Source organism: Pseudomonas sp. Pme6b (assembly GCF_058129925.1).
This window is the reverse complement of record NZ_CM176704.1, coordinates 3767501-3784078: the sequence shown is the minus strand read 5'-3', so window position 1 is coordinate 3784078 and position 16578 is coordinate 3767501. Positions and strand designations below refer to the sequence as shown.

General features: G+C 58.3%; 14 protein-coding genes (1 of these 14 running past the window's edge). 2 read left to right on the top strand and 12 right to left on the bottom strand.

Features of this window, described 5'->3' with window-relative positions:
* Positions 1-2 precede the first annotated feature (2 nt).
* The 10 genes from AC4ANE_RS17095 to AC4ANE_RS17050 all read right to left on the bottom strand — a co-directional run bounded on the left by AC4ANE_RS17095 (position 3) and on the right by AC4ANE_RS17050 (position 11608).
* Positions 3-1232, bottom strand: coding sequence for a glycosyltransferase family 4 protein (locus AC4ANE_RS17095; RefSeq protein WP_002554042.1), 1230 nt, complete (start codon positions 1230-1232; stop codon positions 3-5).
* Positions 1233-1305: 73 nt separating this feature from the next.
* Positions 1306-2421 (bottom strand): glycosyltransferase family 4 protein, encoded by a 1116-nt coding sequence (locus tag AC4ANE_RS17090; RefSeq protein ID WP_002554041.1) that lies wholly within the window; start codon positions 2419-2421, stop codon positions 1306-1308.
* A gap of 83 nt (positions 2422-2504) precedes the next feature.
* Positions 2505-3722, bottom strand: a complete 1218-nt coding sequence (locus AC4ANE_RS17085) for a glycosyltransferase family 4 protein (protein WP_002554040.1) — start codon at positions 3720-3722, stop codon at positions 2505-2507.
* Positions 3719-4720: a glycosyltransferase gene (locus AC4ANE_RS17080; RefSeq protein WP_002554039.1), complete on the bottom strand. Its 1002-nt coding sequence runs from the start codon at positions 4718-4720 to the stop codon at positions 3719-3721. Before AC4ANE_RS17080 ends, AC4ANE_RS17085 begins: the two co-directional genes overlap by 4 nt.
* Before the next feature lie 85 nt (positions 4721-4805).
* Positions 4806-5318, bottom strand: coding sequence for a transcription/translation regulatory transformer protein RfaH (gene rfaH / locus AC4ANE_RS17075; protein ID WP_002554038.1), 513 nt, complete (start codon positions 5316-5318; stop codon positions 4806-4808).
* Positions 5319-5371: 53 nt separating this feature from the next.
* Positions 5372-7567 carry a polysaccharide biosynthesis tyrosine autokinase gene (locus tag AC4ANE_RS17070; RefSeq protein WP_460408422.1) on the bottom strand — a complete coding sequence of 732 codons (2196 nt, stop codon included), beginning with the start codon at positions 7565-7567 and terminating at the stop codon, positions 5372-5374.
* Positions 7568-8020: a low molecular weight protein-tyrosine-phosphatase gene (locus tag AC4ANE_RS17065; RefSeq protein WP_002554036.1), complete on the bottom strand. Its 453-nt coding sequence runs from the start codon at positions 8018-8020 to the stop codon at positions 7568-7570.
* Positions 8010-8945: a glycosyltransferase family 2 protein gene (locus AC4ANE_RS17060; protein WP_002554035.1), complete on the bottom strand. Its 936-nt coding sequence runs from the start codon at positions 8943-8945 to the stop codon at positions 8010-8012. The genes AC4ANE_RS17065 and AC4ANE_RS17060 overlap by 11 nt, the downstream gene beginning before the upstream one ends.
* A gap of 3 nt (positions 8946-8948) precedes the next feature.
* Positions 8949-10481 carry a lipopolysaccharide biosynthesis protein gene (locus AC4ANE_RS17055; protein ID WP_002554034.1) on the bottom strand — a complete coding sequence of 511 codons (1533 nt, stop codon included), beginning with the start codon at positions 10479-10481 and terminating at the stop codon, positions 8949-8951.
* A 5-nt stretch (positions 10482-10486) separates the two neighbouring features.
* Positions 10487-11608 carry a DegT/DnrJ/EryC1/StrS family aminotransferase gene (locus AC4ANE_RS17050; protein WP_031594893.1) on the bottom strand — a complete coding sequence of 374 codons (1122 nt, stop codon included), beginning with the start codon at positions 11606-11608 and terminating at the stop codon, positions 10487-10489.
* Between the two features lie 587 nt (positions 11609-12195).
* On the opposite strand from AC4ANE_RS17050, the gene AC4ANE_RS17045 reads away from it, so the two are divergent.
* Both AC4ANE_RS17045 and AC4ANE_RS17040 read left to right on the top strand, forming a co-directional pair.
* On the top strand, positions 12196-13389 hold the full coding sequence (locus AC4ANE_RS17045; protein ID WP_002554033.1) for a cysteine desulfurase family protein: 1194 nt from the start codon (positions 12196-12198) through the stop codon (positions 13387-13389).
* A 57-nt stretch (positions 13390-13446) separates the two neighbouring features.
* The gene (locus AC4ANE_RS17040; protein WP_460408420.1) at positions 13447-15255 is read left to right on the top strand and encodes an aminopeptidase P family protein; all 1809 of its coding nucleotides are present in this window, start codon (positions 13447-13449) and stop codon (positions 15253-15255) included.
* A gap of 25 nt (positions 15256-15280) precedes the next feature.
* Here AC4ANE_RS17040 and AC4ANE_RS17035 read toward each other — a convergent pair whose 3' ends face one another.
* Positions 15281-15595 (bottom strand): hypothetical protein, encoded by a 315-nt coding sequence (locus tag AC4ANE_RS17035; RefSeq protein ID WP_002554031.1) that lies wholly within the window; start codon positions 15593-15595, stop codon positions 15281-15283.
* A 175-nt stretch (positions 15596-15770) separates the two neighbouring features.
* Positions 15771-16578, bottom strand: the 3' portion of a protein-coding gene (gene rhtA, locus AC4ANE_RS17030) for a threonine/homoserine exporter RhtA (protein WP_044423801.1). Its footprint extends 80 nt past the window's final position; 808 of the gene's 888 nt are visible here — the last part of the coding sequence; its start codon lies beyond the right edge, outside the window; it ends in the stop codon at positions 15771-15773.

Genomic DNA, 16578 nt, shown 5'->3' with positions numbered 1-16578 from the left:
GCTCAGACGGTTTTTATGGGGACGACACGGCCTGGCAGTTCGCTGCCCGGGACCGGCGCTGGTTGAGCGACGCGGTGCGGGTGGGGCAGGCGAGCCAGATGCACAAGATGCGAGGTGGCCAGACGGTTCTCGACGAAGGCTTTGATCTCCTGCTCGAAACGCGCCACCGAAAACCGTTCGGCGTTGGCCCGGCAGGCCTGCGGCGAGATGCGTGATTGCGCAGCTTCAAACTCGCCGATGGCGGCGCTCAGCGCTGCCACGGTTTGCTGCCGGTAGAGCACGCCGGTCGGTTGCGGTTGATCCAGGCCGTGCACGGTCTCCATGATGCCGCCCTTGCCGAACGCGATTACCGGCGTGCCGCAGGCTTGGGCTTCAACCGGGCTGATGCCGAAATCCTCCTCGGCGGCGAAGACGAACGCCTTGGCGCTGCGCATATGTTCCAGCAGTACCGCGCCAGGCTGGAAACCCAGCAGCGTTACGTTAGGCGCCTGCCTGGCAATGGCCTGCGCCTTGGCCAGGTCCGGTCCGTCACCGATCATGATCAGGCGTTTGTCCGGCATGGCGGCGAAGGCTTCGACGATCATTGGCATGCGCTTGTAGGGCACCATCCGCGAGGCACACAGGTAGAAGTCCCCACGCGCGCCTTGGGGGGTGAAACCGAGCGTGTCCACTGGCGGATAGATGACGGTGGAGTCACGTCGATACGCCTTCGAGATGCGTGCGCCGATAAAGCCCGAATTGGCAATGAATGCGTCCACACCGGTCGACGTACGTTGGTCCCACAGGCGCATGTAATGCAGGACCAGGCGCGCCAGACTGCCCTTGATTCCCTTGCCCAGCCCTGATTCCTGCAAGTATTGGTGCTGCAAGTCCCAGGCGTAGCGAATTGGCGAATGCACATAGCTGATGTGCAGTTGGTCCGGGCCGCAAAGCACGCCCTTGGCCACTGCGTGGCTGCTGCTGATGATCAGGTCGTAGCCGGAGAGGTCCAGTTGCTCGATGGCCAGCGGCATCAGCGGCAGGTAGCGTGAATAATGTTTGCGCGCGCCGGGAAGTTTCTGGATGAACGTTGTTCTGGCTACCTTGCCGCGTAGCTGCGCGCGGTCCTGATCGCTGAGAAAGTCGATGACTGCAAACAGATCCGCATCGGGCCAGATGTTTATCAGGGAAGCAAGCACGCGCTCGGCACCGGCGTAACTCACCAGCCAGTCGTGGACAATAGCAATTCTCATGGGCGTTCCTTGCTGTAATGGCCCGCGCTACTGCGGATGCGACAGGGCGCATGCTGGCGTTACTGTTGTGGGTTCAGGGTTTGCCTGCGGACGACTCGGGTACGACATGGCGCTTGCTCTGCGACGCAGGAGCAGACTCCAGCAGCGCATCGATACGCTGGGAAAGGCGTTGCGCGGAAAGGTCCCAGGAAAAACGCTGCACGTTATGCAACCCCTGAGCACGCAGCGCATTGCGCAACGGCGCATCCACCAGCACGCGCTGCATTGCTGCGGCCATGTGGCTGACGTCAAGCGGGTCGAAATACAATGCGCTGCCTTGCAGGACTTCCGGGATCGAAGCGGCATTGGCGGCCAGCACCGGGCAACCGCAGGCCTGGGCTTCAAGCGGCGGAATGCCGAACCCCTCGTAAAGCGAAGGAAATACGAACGCGACGGCACCCTGATATTGGCTGATCAGCTCGGCATCGCTGAGTCGCCCCAGAAAACGGATGCGCGGGTCACGGCAGGCGAGGTGTTGCAGATCAGGGTCGGCGAACAGTGCGCTGGCTGCGCCGACGATATGCAGTTGCAGGTCGGTGTGGCCACGCAAACTCAGAAATGCCTGAATCATCCGGTTGAAATTCTTGTGTACGGCGGGTGAGGAAACTGCAAGCAAGTATTTCGGCTGATCGACAGGTGTCGGCCCCGGCGTGAATTCGGCACTGACCGCAGCGGGTACGACCAGCACCTTGTCCTCGGCGTAGCCATAGAACGAGGTTATTTCCCTTCGCGAGAAGTTGCTGCCGGTGATCAGCGTTCTGGCGCGTGACAGCAGAATCGGGGTGATGGTCCGATAGGCCAGGCGGAATAGCCGGGTGTAGCTTTGCGGATAGCGCACATAGGTGATGTCGTGGTGAGTCGCTATCTGGTTGCCATAGAACATTGGCCCTGTGTTGCTGACTGAAATCAGCAGCGGGCTGCCCTGACGTTTCAGGTGAAGCGGCAGGTCGATCTGCTCCCACATATGCCCGGTGGAATGACCGATGCACTGGGCCTCCAGTGCGCTGGCACAGTCATGCAGCCTGATGGTGCGCGGAGCGACGAATACCAGATCGTCGCGCAGCCGCTTCAGGGCTCTGCACATCTGCTCTGCGTAACGCTGTACACCACTGACATCCTGGGTGAGGAACCGTGAATTGATGACAATCATCTCGAGCATCCTGCTGATGAGGGTGATCTGGCTGGTGCCAGGTTCTGTCCTTGAACGGGCTTGATGGGGCAGATTGCGCCCCGTTACTGTGTGACGTATGTACGGCGGTCCTGCAGGGTCTGGGCAAAGATGCTTTCGTACTGGTCCAGCATCAGGTCCAGGCTCATTAACGACGCGACACTGTTGCGTGCCTGGCTGCCGAGGCGTGCCAGCAGTTCCGGTTGCTGGTGCAGCTTGAGCATTGCCAACCCCAACGAGTCCGGGTCATCGGGATTGCACAGCAGACCGTTTAGAGGTTCCTGGATGATTTCCGTCAACCCGCCCATGCGGCTGGCGATGACGGGCAGGGCGTGTGCGCAGGCCTCGACGGCCACCATGCCGAACGGCTCATTCCACAGGGAGGGGACGATTGCCACGTCGATCTGGCGGTAGAAGTCTTCGGGCTTCTGGACGCCGACAAAGCTGATGTCCGGTGATGTGGCCATGGCCCTGAAGTGCTTTTCATCAGATGCCTGCCCACGCCCGGCAATCTGCAGGGTGGCTTTGAACGGCAGATGCTGAAATTGATCAATCAACCATCCCAGCCCCTTGTTTGTGGACAGCGTGCCCAGGTAACCGAAGCGCAACGGTGCATCATCGGCGGGTGCCTTGGGCTGCCCCGAAATCGGTGGAGTGAACGGGCTGGCGTTATGCACTACGTAACCCCGCGCGCCTTTGAAATAGCCCTGCGCCTGCAAGGTGTCGAGCATGAAGCGGCTGACACCCACGACCGTGTCGACCTGTTCTGACAGCTGTGCATGATTGCTGCGCAACTGCGAGCACATCGTGCATTGGCGCTGACAGCTATGACCCTTCTTGAACATGGTGCTGGCCGGGCAGAGCAAGTAAAAGTCATGCAGGACCTGCACGATCGGGCGATTGGCCCCGGTTATTTCGTCCCACGCCGACACCGACCAGCCGGTGAGGTTATGGCACACCACCAGCTCCGGCTGCTCCAGTTCCACCACTCGCCTCACGTACTCGCGCATGCCGGCGTTGTAGCGATCGCGCCAGTGCCAGGCAAGCCGCGCCAGACGGCCCGGACGCTGGGCGATGAAGTGCCAGTACCGGTTGAGCAGGCCGGCGCGATAGACCTTGACCCGATTGACCTCTGCCAGCTGCAGGCCGGGCCGATCAGTGGTGGCCAGCACGGCGACGCTGTGTCCACGTTGCTGCAAGCCCTCGACAGTACGTTGCAGAATGATCTCTGCGCCGCCGCCGATATCGGGCGCATAAAGACTGCTGATAAACAGTATCTTCATAGCGGGTAGGCCTTGTTCAGGCCCAGCACGCTGGCTTCCCCGTCGTGAATGGCGTCGTTGAGCAGGTTCAGGCGCGCATCGGCGTCATAGCGCCAGGCATATAGGCTCAACAGGCAGAGAAATACCTGGCGATTGACTTGATAGAGCAGTGGGGAGGACGCCCAGATATGCCTGTCGAACCACGCCTGGTTACGCGCGGCGTAATAAGCGCGCAGGTCCGATCCGCCCGACAAGTAGCTTTCATAGACGTTGCGGGTGCGCGCCTTGATGTTCCATGAGTCCTCGAGATCCTCCAGCAGCGCTTCGGGGACCAGAAATACCTTCCCGCCACCGTCGGTAATGCGCCAGGTGTATTCGGTGTCATCGCTGTACAGCTTGAGCGCGTCCAGTGGCAGTCCGATCTTCTTGTACAGGCTGCGATGGGCCAGTAACCCCCCGTAGGTGGCGAAAGGGAGCTGCACCCGTTCCGGCATGGGCACGCTGGCACCGGGCTTTCCGAAGGGCAGGCGTCGCCAGATCTTGTATGGCAACTGGGCGATGTGAAAGCCGAAGAAGCTTGAGCGCCGCTGAATTGCGTAACGCAGCGGTACACCCGCGGCGATGTCCGCTTGATGCGTGGGGCGAAAGCCGAGCACTGCGCAATTGTCCTGGCCGTCGACCGTTTCCCGTTCTTGCAAAGACCGGTGCAGCACCTCAATGGCATGGGTGGTCGGCGCGTTATCGTCGTCCATCAGCCAGATGTAATCGTCGCCGTTTTCCAGCGCGGCCTTGATGCCTGTCGAATAGCCGTTGGCCGAGCCGGTGTTGTCAGGCAGCCAGATCACCTGAACCCGCTCGGGCCACTCATCGCACAGCGCCTGCAATGGTGCGATAGAAGCGTTGCTGACAATGATCACACGACCAATTAGCGGGCTCTCCAGTGAGCGGCTGATCAATATGTGCAGATAGCTGAAACGGTCACCATAGGTGAGCGTCACCAGGGTGATCTGGTGGGGCATGGTGTGGTTCCGGGGCTGGTTAAGCAGGCTGAGACGCATGTTTCAGGCACACGCCTTGGGCAGTTTCCTACAGGTGCGGCAGGCCTTACGCGCGGGCTTCGACCCTTGACAGGCTGCTGATGGGCAACACCATTTTTTGCTGGCGTTGCAGCATGTTGAGCAGAATCACCGCACGCTCGGTACCGTCTCCGCTCAGAAAGATGGCTTCCACATCACTCCAACTGCCCGTCGTGATCATTACCGGATCACCTTGAATAAATCGTGCTTTGGGCGCAGGTGTGGAGAGTCGCTGGCGGATCTGCTCGATCAGATGATCGCGGACCGGCACCGGGTGCCCGCCGAACGTCACAATGCGCGAGACGCCGCGTGTGGAGCGAATCGGGTACCAGTTGTCCTGTACCTGATCCATCTGAATGAACAGGTAACCGGGAAACAAAGGCTCGTCGGCCTGAACCCTGGCAGCGGTTTTTTTCACATCGACCTGCAGCGGTCGGTAGCACTGGAAATGCTGGCGTCGCAAATGCTCTTCGGCGCGGGCTTCCTGACGCGGTTTGGTCTGGATCAGATACCAGCGAGCTTCCTGGGCGGAGAGGGCCATGATTAATTCCTTTTAAATGAAACAGCTCAGTGAACGGCAGGCGTCAATACGGGTTATCGGGGCGCAGGGTGGTAGTTGTAGCCATAGGCCGCGTAGTCGTAATCGGACGTCGTGGCCTTGCGCACCACCGCGTTGAAAATGGCACCCTTGATCAGAATTCCGTTCTGGCCCAGGCGGCGCTTGCAGGCTTCGATTTCCTGGGCGGTGGTCATGCCGAAACGAGCAACCAGCAGACAGGTACCTGCCTGGCGACCCACCAGCGTCGCGTCGGTCACAGCGAGGATGGGTGGCGTGTCAATCAGGATCAGGTCATACAGCGGCGACAATTCGGCCAGCATCCTGTTGAAGTTGTCATGCATCAGCAGTTCCGAGGGGTTGGGTGCCGCGAAACCACAGGACATAAAATCCAGATGCCGGACCCGCGTCTGATGGATGACTTCGGTGCACCGCAAGCGGGCGGCCAGCGTGTCGGACAGACCGTGTTTGGGCTGCAGGCCAAAGAGCCGATGCAGGTAGCCTTTGCGCATATCGGCATCGATCAGCAGAACCCGCCTGCCGGTCTGGGCAATGATGGTTGCCAGATTGCTCGATACAAACGATTTGCCGGCGCCTGGTGTCGGGCTGGATATCATCAGTACGTTGTTACGCGCCTCCAGCATGGCGAAGTGCAAGCTGGTACGCAGGCTGCGCAGCGATTCGATGGCCAGCTCGCCGGGTGCGGCAATGCTCAGCAGTCTTGAATCCTTGCTGTCCTGATCGCGCTTTTCCAGGCGTTCCTGCTGACGCGAATGGGGCAGTGATGCGTAGACCGGCATACCCAGACTTTCGATGACTTCGGCGCTCTCGATGCCCCGATAGAACGCCTGGCGCACGAATACGATGGTCATCGCGACCAGTGCGCCGATCAGCACAATCAGCGTTTTCATCGGTTTGACGGGTTTCTCGACATTGGTGTCGGCGTTGTCGATGACCCGCACATTACCAATGCTGCCAGCACGCAGAATGTCCTGCTCCTGACTCTTGTTGAGCATCAATGTGTAGGTCTGGCTGATGACCTGCATATCGCGGGTCAGACGCAGCAACTCCTGCTGGGTCATGGGCAGCGCATCGATCTTCTTCAACAGGCCTTGTTTCTGTTGTTCCAGCTGGTTCATCTGGCTCATCAGGCTGCGATAGGTCGGGTGCTCACGGGTGTACAACCGTTCCAGCTCTACACGCCTGAGTTTCAGTTCGGAAAGCATCGAGTCGAGGCTGACCACCTGATCAAGCACGCCTTTGGTTTCGATGCTCAGGTCCACCGACCTGGCGCTGGTCTGGAAGGTGTTCAGCGCAGTCTCCGCGTCCTCCAGCTGTTTGCGCACGGCAGGCAACTGCGAGCGTAGAAACTGCAGCCGCTGCGCGGCCTCGGCCGAACTGCGCTCCACGTTCTGGCGTACATAAAGATGGCTGACTCCGTCGAGAATCCGGTTGGCCCGCTGTGCGTCCTGGTCCTCAATGGACAGGTAGATGATGCCCGAGTCCCGGCCTGCTTCGGCGATTTTCAACCGGTTCTGATAAACCAGCGCGGTGCTGAGCGTGCGCTGTCTGGAGACACTGAAATCGGTACCGGGACGCGCCCGCAGCGCAGCGACCTGAATCTTCACCCCGTTGCCTTCGACAATGCGGTTGATGGTGCCGCCAAGCAGCAGATTGTGCTCGTTGTCGTAGAGCGAGAACTGGCCAGGCTTACCTGCGGTGAGGGTGAGTTTTTCGCCAAGCAGGTGCTCCGGCACCTCCAGTTGGAATACCTCGATATTCTCGCCACCCCACGCGTATTGCGTCAGGCCGAATAACGGCTTAGCCAATTCACCGTCGCGCACTGGCTTGAAGGTACGGTATAGGTAAGGGCCGATTACCGGAAAGAAATCAGGTGTCTGCAGCGTATTGAGCTTCAGATCGTCGACGACCTTGCCCAACAATGCGCGCGACTTGATCAGCTCGATCTCGGTGGTCGCCTGCGACACTGACAATGGCTTGGCGCTGACCTCCGGGGTGCCCTCGATGCCGATTTTTCGGGGCTCTATCTGGATCATGGCGGTGGCCTGATACACCGGAGTGGCCAGAATGGCATAGCCCAGACCGATCAGAAAAAACAGGCTGACGGTCCACAGGATCAGCGCTTTGTGATCGAACAGCATGCGCAGGACCGCTGCCAGATCAATCCGGGAGTCCTGGTGGAAATCCAGCGAAGGACGGTTCATGACGGTCATTTATCCTGTTGCTCCTGACTGAAAATGAGGAAGCCAGTCGTCAATGCAGCGTGAGAGCTGCGTGTAGGTCTGTTCAAAGGCTGATGCGGGACGTCGGTAAGGGTCGGCGATGTCGAGCGGGTGTTGCCATTTACCGATCAGAAAGGCTTTGCCGCGTACTTCGGGTGCGAGTTTGAGGACGTCGGCAAAATGTGCCTGCTCCATCAGCAGAATCAGGTCGGCCTGGCGTAGCAGATCACGGCTCATCTGCCGAGCTGCATGGCGCTGCGGCTGTACCCGGTGCGTTTGCAGAACCTGCCGAGCCGCCGGGTCGATGGACGAACCTGACAGCGCGGCGATGCCTGCTGACTGAACGCGCACCTGCGTGGCCTCCAGGCGTTGATGCAGTATCGCGACGGCCATCGGGCTGCGGCAGATGTTGCCGACGCACAACACCAGTACGTTACTGAACATGTGCTTTGCCACTGGTCTGGAACAGGCGTCTGCTCAGGTTGACGACAACATTGCCGGCCACTTTCCACAACGTCTGCAGTTTGTGGCGGGGGGCGAGCGCGGCCAGCGAGAGGCACACCGTCTGCATCAGGAAGTGTTCGTACAGGGGCTGATTGCCCAGACGATTGTAATAGTTGGCCAGGCTTGAACAGGTCTGCAGGTTCATATGCAATTTGCGTTTGTCGCTGCGCATGGAAAACACGCCGCCGGGGTGCAGCCGATAGGCAGCCGGCTTGATCTGCGCCATGAACTTGCCTTTGCCGTAGGCCCCCAGCAATGACCACCAGCACATATCGTTCAACGGTGCACCGCACATGCTCAATTCGGGCGGTATTGTGCTGAACACATTGCGAAAGCAGACGGTCAGGGTCGACAGGCGTCTGGCCTGTTGCAGCTCCAGCGCCGTAGCGTCGCTGCGCAGCAGGCCTTGCAGTTGCACGCCATACTGGCCGTATTCGTCGAAGGCGAACGCGTCGTGATAGGTGATGACGTAATCGGCATGGCTCTCGAGAAAGTCCACTTGCAACTGTAGCTTTCGCGGATCAGTCCAGTAATCGTCGGCTTCGCAGTAGGCGATGTAACGGCCGCGGGCTTCGGCGAACAGGCCCGGAACGCAAGGTGCGCCCTGACTGTACTGGTTGACCTGTTGATAGAAGGGCCGAATGATCGTCGGATACCGCTCGGCGTAGTGCGCAATGATGCGTGCAGTGCTGTCCGTGGATGCATCGTCGTTGATCAGGATTTCGAACCTGAAATCGGTCTGCTGTGACAGAAACCCGTCCAGTGCCTGAGCAATGAAGGCCTCCTGGTTGTAGGCGGGGCATATGATGCTCAGCAACGGCGGTGCCATGCAGGCCTCGTCGGTATTTTTTGCAGTGTCGTCCATGGCTCAGGTACTCGGTTTGCTGAACAAAACATAGATTTTTGACGCTAGCGGCCCATGGCTTGCCGCCACCAGTGCCAGAGTGACAAGGCCGCTGGCGGCGAGCGCCAGCAGCAGGCTGCCACGGCTTTCATCGGCAATCAGATGGAACACAGGCGCGCTGATCGCCAGGCCCGCAGCGGTCATCGCACTGATCCGCAGAATGTCGCTCAACCATTGGCGATGAAGGCCCGGTGCCAGGTGCCGATGGACGATGACGGGCCATATGGCGAAGGACGTCGCACGCAGAAAAAACCACGCCAGCGCTGCGCCGTAAACGCCTTGATAATGGATAGCCACGAACATTACAGGCACGCTGATCAGTGTCGAAATCACGCTGTACCACAGGTGCAAGTGCATTTGGCCATAGGCGTATTGCAGGTAGAACTGGAAAGCACTGGCAGCCATGATTCCGCTGCCCAGCGCGTACCAGCCCAGCACCGGTCCACTCCAGCGCGCAGCTGTGTGATCACCCGTCCAGGCGATAATCAGCGGCTCGGCATACAGGGCAATTACGCCTGCCAGAGGGAACAGAAAGGTACAGGCAAGGCGATTGGCTGCCAGAAACAACGTGTGCATGTCGTCGCGCCTACCTTCGGCCACCAACACAGTCAGGCGCGGCAAGAGCGTCTGAACCAGCGGGTTGCTCAGCATCACGATGCCCGTGGCGATCAACGCAACCAGTGAGAAGTAGCCGTACTGGTCCAGTGGCAGCAGATTCGACAGCAGCACCTTGTCCACCTGAGTCAGCACAATCCACAGCACTGCGCTTAACGACAGACTGGCGGCGAAGGGCAGCAGCGGCTTGATCAGTTGCCAGTCCAGGCCGGTCAGCCAACGCGGCGCAGGCATCAGCCTGCGGGCTTTGCTGGCAAAAAGCAGGGCTTCGAGCAGCCCGACCACGAGCTGAAATACAAAAAAGTCTTGTGGGTCTCGGGAGAACTGACTGACCAGCAGCAAGCCGCCGAAGTAGCGCAGCGTTGCAATCGACACATTGGCAGCGTTCAGCCAGGCATGCTGCTCAAGGCCCTGAATGGCGCTTTTATAGAGTGTCGAATACAGGCGCAAGGCGATGACGATGCCCATCAAGGTGATGCAATGCGCCAGAGTGTCGGGTTGCAGCGTATTGGCGTTCAACCATTGTGCTGCGATCCAGGGACTGGCGACATGGACAAGCAGGCCGCAGAGCATCGTGATCGGTAGAAATATCAGTTCGAATGAGCGCAGTAGACGGCCCAGGCTTTTCTCGCTCACGGGAGTGCCTTGCTGATGTGCCACTGCGCGCACCAGGCTGGGAGACAGTCCCGCGTCCAGCAGTTGCAGCCAGGCTTGCAGCAGGGTGAAGAAACCGATCAAGCCGTAGGCCTCGGCACCCAGATGGCCCAGATAAAACGGCATGATCAGAATCCCGACCAACATTACATAGGCCTGTCCGCTGTAGTTCAGGACGGTGTTGCGAATGATCGAACGGCTGCGAATGACCGGGCTTGTGTCACGCATGATAGTCAGCAGACCCTGGCAGCGGAGCAAGCCGGGTAGTCCATATCTGTCACAGCACAGGTTTCGATCAGCGTGCGTATGACCAGGTCCTGCTCGCTTTTCAGCAGGCCGGGATAGATCGGCAGGCACAGCACTCGTTCGCTCAATGCTCTGGACACAGGCTGGCCGGGCTGTGGCTGCAGGTATTCAAGGGTGTCCAGTGAGGGGTAAAAATAGCGGCGAGGGTTGATCTTGCGCAGGTTGAGCGCGGTGCGCACCGTCAACAGCTGTTGCTCGTTACGCAGCGCCACCGGGTAATAGCTGTTATTGAGTTCGCTGTCGGCCTGGGGGTTTTGCAGATCCAGGTAGCTTTCCAGCGCTGACGTATAGCGGTGAGCGATTTGCGCGCGCTCTTCAAGGATGTTGCCTATGTTGTCGAGAATGCACAGCCCCATGGCTGCGGAGAATTCATTGAGCTTGGCATTGATGCCGATGCCGTCGATTCGGTCTACTGCCGATATGCCAAAGTTGCACATCAGGTGGGCGCTTCTGGCCAGTTCGTCGTCGTTGGTGATGATCGCGCCGCCTTCGATCGTGTGAAACAGTTTGGTGGCGTGAAAGCTCAGGGTGCTGATATCGCCATGGTTGAGCACCGACTGGCCTGCATGGCGCACGGCAAATGCATGTGCGCCGTCATAGATCACCTTGAGCTTATGTTCACGGGCAATTTGCTGAATGGCTTCTACGTCGCAAGGATTGCCAAACACGTGGGTGCCCACGATTGCTGTGGTGTCTTCGACGATGCTGCGTTTGATGTGTTGCGGCGAGATATTCCAGGTGTCCGGATCGATATCGGCAAAGACCGGGCGAATACCTTCCCATTGCAGCGAGCTGCTGGTGGCGACGAAACTGAATGGCGTTGTAACAGCGCTGCCGCTCAACCCCAGAGCCCGATAGGCAACCTGCAGGGCCAGGGTGCCATTGTTGGTCAGAATAATGTGTTTGACGCCCAGATAGTCCTTGAGCCGGTCCGTCAGTTCCTTGGCCAGCGGGCCGTGATTGGTCAGCCAGCCACGGGCGTAGATACCTTCGACGTAGCGTTTGAACTGGTCGATATCACCCAGATACGTCTTGGTCACATTAATCATCGAAGCCTCCATGTTTCTCTGAATCGGGGTGTTGCCGAGTGCGTGACCGGACATCTTTTTTTGCGTGCAGGCGCTGCATTGCTTCAGGCAACGCTACCGCCACACCGAACGCGTTCAGCACTTTAAAAATAGATTGGGGAGTCAACAGACATCCGCCGGCGCCTGATGAGCACCGTGGAAATAACTGACAGCGTGGGACGGAACCGCGGTCGACTTCGGCTTGATTATCCCGACGCCATGCTCTGCGGCATGTGCGTGACAACGGAATGCGCCTGACGGTCCTATATATCGGTCGCGGCAGGGTATCTGTCAAATTATTTCGTCAGATTTCTGTTATATTTTTGATAAATGGTAGAGCAGATTTTATAACTATATGATTCATAAGTGTGTCAAAAAAATATCATCTTGCAGGTGTATTTAAATGACACGCTGAACGTGCTTTGCAAGACGTCAATAAAGTCGCTGGATTTTACAATCTGCGCCTCTTTATATTTCCAATTGATCTATTTAAATATCAATTAATAATTTTTTGTTCTATTCGGTTTGGTGCATGATCGTGTTCATGGACTGCAGGCAGGAGAACGAACATGAAAGAGCCAGTGCTGTATTTTGATTACGCCGCCACTACGCCTGTGGACGAGCGTGTTATCAGGGTCATGGTCGATTGTCTGGGTGTGTCAGGCAATTTTGGCAACCCTGCATCCAGCGCTCATTCATTCGGACAAAAGGCCCGCGTTGCGGTAGAAATTGCCCGTGAGCAGGTTGCCCGTCTGGTAGGTGCTCAGGCCTCGCAGATCATCTGGACCTCCGGTGCCACCGAATCCAGCAATCTGGCGCTCAAGGGCGTGGCTCAAGAACGCGCGAAGAGGCAGGCAGCATTCGCCGGAGGCAGATCCGGTCATATCATCACCAGTCAGATCGAACACAAGGCAACCCTTGATACTGCGCGGCAACTTGAGGAAGAGGGCGTCGAGGTTACCTGGCTGGCACCGGACAGCGATGGCCTGATCAGCGCCGACGCGGTCAGTGCCGCTTTGCGCGATGATACGTTTCTGGTCTCGCTGATGCTGGTCAACAACGAACTGGGTACAGTCAACGACATCGCGGAAATCGGCAGGCGGGTAAGGGCTCACGGCGCATTGCTGCATGTCGACGCTGCGCAGGGCGCTGGCAAGTTGCCGATTGACTTGAGTCAGCTCGCGGTAGACCTGATGTCGCTTTCTGCACACAAAATCTACGGGCCCAAAGGGATTGGCGCGCTGTATGTCGGCCCGCGCGCGCAGCAACGGGTTCTCGCCCAGATTCACGGAGGCGGGCATGAATGTGGTCTGCGCTCCGGCACCCTGGCGACGCATCAGATTGCCGGGATGGGTGCGGCCTTTGCCCTGGCGGCCGAAGTGCTTGAAGAAGAAGTTGTTGAAATACAGCGGCTCAATAGTCTTCTCTGTGAGCGACTGGCCGATATTCCGGGGGTGTGTATCAACGGCAGTCCCACCCAGCGGATTGCCCACACCCTCAGTTTTACGTTTACCCACAACGATCTCGACATAGCAGCGCTGGGCGACAGACTTGCCTTCTCTTCCACCTCGGCCTGTAACTCGGCGAAGAACCTGCCTTCACACGTCCTGCTGGCTCTGGGACTGAGTCCGCAGGCTGCCGGCCAGACCATACGTCTGAGCCTGGGGCGCTTCACTCGTGATCAGGATATCGAGCGTGCGGTCGAGTCGATTCATGCCTGTCTGATTCAGCCAGCGTTCTGGGCGGTTGCTCAGTCTCGATGAGTGCTCCATTATCTGAACCGGTGAAAGCAGTCAATTTCCGGGTCAGCAGGAGAGTCAATGAGCACGCAATCCAATGCCAGTTCAGAAGTGGCAGAACGTTTGGCGCAAACCCGCGCCTTGATGAGCAGGGAGCGCATCGATGCCTATCTGGTGCCGTCAGCGGATCCGCACCTCTCCGAATACCTGCCCGGCTATTGGCAGGGGCGCCAGTGGCTGTCGGGTTTTCACGGCTCGGTCGGTACACTGATCATTACCCAGGACTTTGCAGGCATATGGGCTGACAGTCGCTATTGGGAGCAGGCAACCAAGGAACTGGCAGGTAGCGGTATCGAACTGGTAAAACTGTTGCCCGGCCAGCAGGGTCCGCTTGAATGGCTGGCAGACGAAGCCAAAGCCGAAAGTGTGGTTGCCGTTGACGGGGCGGTCCTGGCCGTTGCCTCTTCGCGCACTCTTGCAAGCAGGCTTTACGCGCGCGGTGCCCGCCTGCGTACGGATATCGATCTGCTCACCGAGCTGTGGCAGGACCGTCCCGCCTTGCCGTCTCACCCAATCTACGAACACTTGCCTCCTCAGGCATCTCTGGACCGTGGTGAAAAACTGGCTCGTGTTCGCCAGATCGTTGCCGAGCGAAACGCTGACTGGCACTTCATCGCAACACTGGATGACATAGCCTGGCTGTTCAATCTGCGTGGCGCTGACGTCTCCTACAATCCGGTTTTCATAGCCTTCGCCCTGATAGGCCCGTATAGCGTCACGCTATTCGTGGACTCACGGAAAGTGCCGGACTTGGTGCGTTCGCGTCTGGAGCGCGACGGTATCAATCTCATGGAGTACACGCAGATTGGCGCAGCCTTGCGCGAGCTGCCGAAAGACGCACGACTGCTGGTTGACCCGGCGCGTGTTACCTGCGGCTTGCTCGATTATCTGGACAGTGAAGTCACGCTGGTCGAAGGGCTTAATCCGAGTACGCTGCTGAAGTCGCAAAAAACCGAGACCGATGCCGGTCATATCCGTCAGGCAATGGAGCAGGATGGTGCGGCACTCTGTGAGTTCTTCGCCTGGCTGGACAGCGCGCTGGGACGTGAGCCCATCAGCGAAGTGACGATTGATGAAAAGCTTACTCAGGCACGGGAGCGACGTCCGGGATATGTTTCACCCAGCTTTGCAACCATTGCAGGGTTCAATGCCAACGGCGCGATGCCGCATTACCGAGCGACTGAAGCTGAGCACGCGCAGATAGAAGGTGATGGCTTGCTGTTGATCGACTCGGGCGGTCAATACCTTGGTGGCACCACCGATATCACGCGCATGGTTGCGATCGGAACGCCGAGTGCCGAGCAGAAGCAGGACTGTACGCGGGTTCTCAAAGGCGTTATTGCGTTATCGCGCACGCATTTTCCCAAAGGCATTCTTTCGCCGTTGCTGGATGCCATTGCCCGAGCGCCAATCTGGAGTGAAGGCGTCAACTACGGTCATGGCACCGGGCATGGTGTCGGGTATTTTCTGAACGTCCACGAAGGGCCACAAGTTATTGCCTATCAGGCACCTGCAACGCCGCAGACAGCAATGCTCCCAGGCATGATCACGTCTATTGAACCTGGTACTTACCGGCCCGGGCGCTGGGGTGTGCGCATCGAAAACCTGGTGATTAATCAGGAAGCGGGCACTACCGATTTCGGCGAGTTCCTGCGTTTTGAAACCCTGACGCTTTGCCCGATCGATACGCATTGCATCGAGGTCTCGATGTTGAACGAGGAAGAGCGCACCTGGTTGAACGATTACCACGCTCACGTTCTTGCGCGATTGAGCCCTCTACTGCAGGGTACAGCGCTGTTGTGGTTGCAGGCACGCACGGTCGCTGTCTGATATCTCGAAGCGCGTTACCGCAGGCTCAGTCCTGCGGTAACGGATCCGTCAGTGGCGTGCTTTTTCTACAGACAATGATCATGCTGCGGCTGGTATAACCAGCGGGGTTGAGGCCGAACGGATAGTCTTCCGGCTCTTCTGTGGCATCGCCCGATTTTGCGATGACCTTGAACGTCCTTGACGCACAGGCGTTGGTCGCAAGCTCATAGCATTTGGCCCAGGAAGACGTCAGGCCGGAGCAGTTGATGTGAATGCCGCGCTTGCTTTGCTTGACGGGTTTGGATGTAGCTGCACAACCTGCCACAGCCAACATGGCCAATACGATAAAAATGTATTTCATTCCTTTCCTTAGCGGGCCATTGCTGATCGCGATCCATCCGGTTGACTGGATCATGAGTCGGTAAAACTGTGACGCAAAACTCTCGAACATGAGTAGGTCAGGCGTAAACATGGCGCATGCGCTCAACAAATGCTAGTGCCATGTCGCTTCTTGACCTTGTGACTGCTTGGTCAGTTCAGTCGGCAGGGACCAATTGAGGTTTTGTGTTTGCAGAACCAAGGGTGGCGCCGATGGACGCGAAGATGATTGCGCCAATTGCAAGCCATTGGGTCAGTGAAAGGCTCTCGTGAAGAAACACCAGACCTGACAGCGCTGCGAAGACAGGCTCCAGGCTTGCCAGTGTGCCGAATGTGCGTGCCGACATTCGCGTCAGCGCGATCATTTCCAGGCTGTAGGGCAGGGCGGTCGACAGAATGGCGACACCCAGCGCTGCCGGTACCAATGAAATGTCAGATAATGCAGAGCCTGCGTGTATCACGCCGACAGGTCCGATGAAGAGTGCGGCAATCATTACGCCAAGCGCGGCGGTCTGTACGCCGTTGTCTGCACCTGCTTTATGCCCGAACACTATATAAGCGGCCCAGCACACTCCGGCCCCCAGGGCATACGCAGCGCCGAGCAGATCAATCGCTTCGTTCGAGGTCCCGAGGGGGATCAATAGCAATAAGCCGATGACTGCCAGCGAAACCCATAGAAAATCGATGGGCTTGCGCGAAGACAGCAGAGCTACAGCCAGTGGACCGGTGAACTCCAGCGCGACCGCGATTCCCAAAGGCACAGTCTGCAACGACATATAGAAAAGGAGGTTCATGCTGCCCAGCGCAATGCCGTAGATCACCACAGTGCGTAGCGATTTTGCGGTCAGATTCGCTCGCCATGGGCGCAGGATGGCGATAAGGATAAGGCTCGCAAATACCAGCCTCAAGGTCGTGGTGCCTTGCGCGCCCACTACGGGGAAAAGACTCTTTGCCAGTGACGCGCCG

Coding starts and splice junctions, on each gene's coding strand:
- AC4ANE_RS17095 (WP_002554042.1), bottom strand. CDS start 1,232: ATGAGAATTGCTATTGTCCACGACTGGCTGGTGAGTTACGCCGGTGCC.
- AC4ANE_RS17090 (WP_002554041.1), bottom strand. CDS start 2,421: ATGATTGTCATCAATTCACGGTTCCTCACCCAGGATGTCAGTGGTGTA.
- AC4ANE_RS17085 (WP_002554040.1), bottom strand. CDS start 3,722: ATGAAGATACTGTTTATCAGCAGTCTTTATGCGCCCGATATCGGCGGC.
- AC4ANE_RS17080 (WP_002554039.1), bottom strand. CDS start 4,720: ATGCCCCACCAGATCACCCTGGTGACGCTCACCTATGGTGACCGTTTC.
- rfaH (WP_002554038.1), bottom strand. CDS start 5,318: ATGGCCCTCTCCGCCCAGGAAGCTCGCTGGTATCTGATCCAGACCAAA.
- AC4ANE_RS17070 (WP_460408422.1), bottom strand. CDS start 7,567: ATGACCGTCATGAACCGTCCTTCGCTGGATTTCCACCAGGACTCCCGG.
- AC4ANE_RS17065 (WP_002554036.1), bottom strand. CDS start 8,020: ATGTTCAGTAACGTACTGGTGTTGTGCGTCGGCAACATCTGCCGCAGC.
- AC4ANE_RS17060 (WP_002554035.1), bottom strand. CDS start 8,945: ATGGACGACACTGCAAAAAATACCGACGAGGCCTGCATGGCACCGCCG.
- AC4ANE_RS17055 (WP_002554034.1), bottom strand. CDS start 10,481: ATGCGTGACACAAGCCCGGTCATTCGCAGCCGTTCGATCATTCGCAAC.
- AC4ANE_RS17050 (WP_031594893.1), bottom strand. CDS start 11,608: ATGATTAATGTGACCAAGACGTATCTGGGTGATATCGACCAGTTCAAA.
- AC4ANE_RS17045 (WP_002554033.1), top strand. CDS start 12,196: ATGAAAGAGCCAGTGCTGTATTTTGATTACGCCGCCACTACGCCTGTG.
- AC4ANE_RS17040 (WP_460408420.1), top strand. CDS start 13,447: ATGAGCACGCAATCCAATGCCAGTTCAGAAGTGGCAGAACGTTTGGCG.
- AC4ANE_RS17035 (WP_002554031.1), bottom strand. CDS start 15,595: ATGAAATACATTTTTATCGTATTGGCCATGTTGGCTGTGGCAGGTTGT.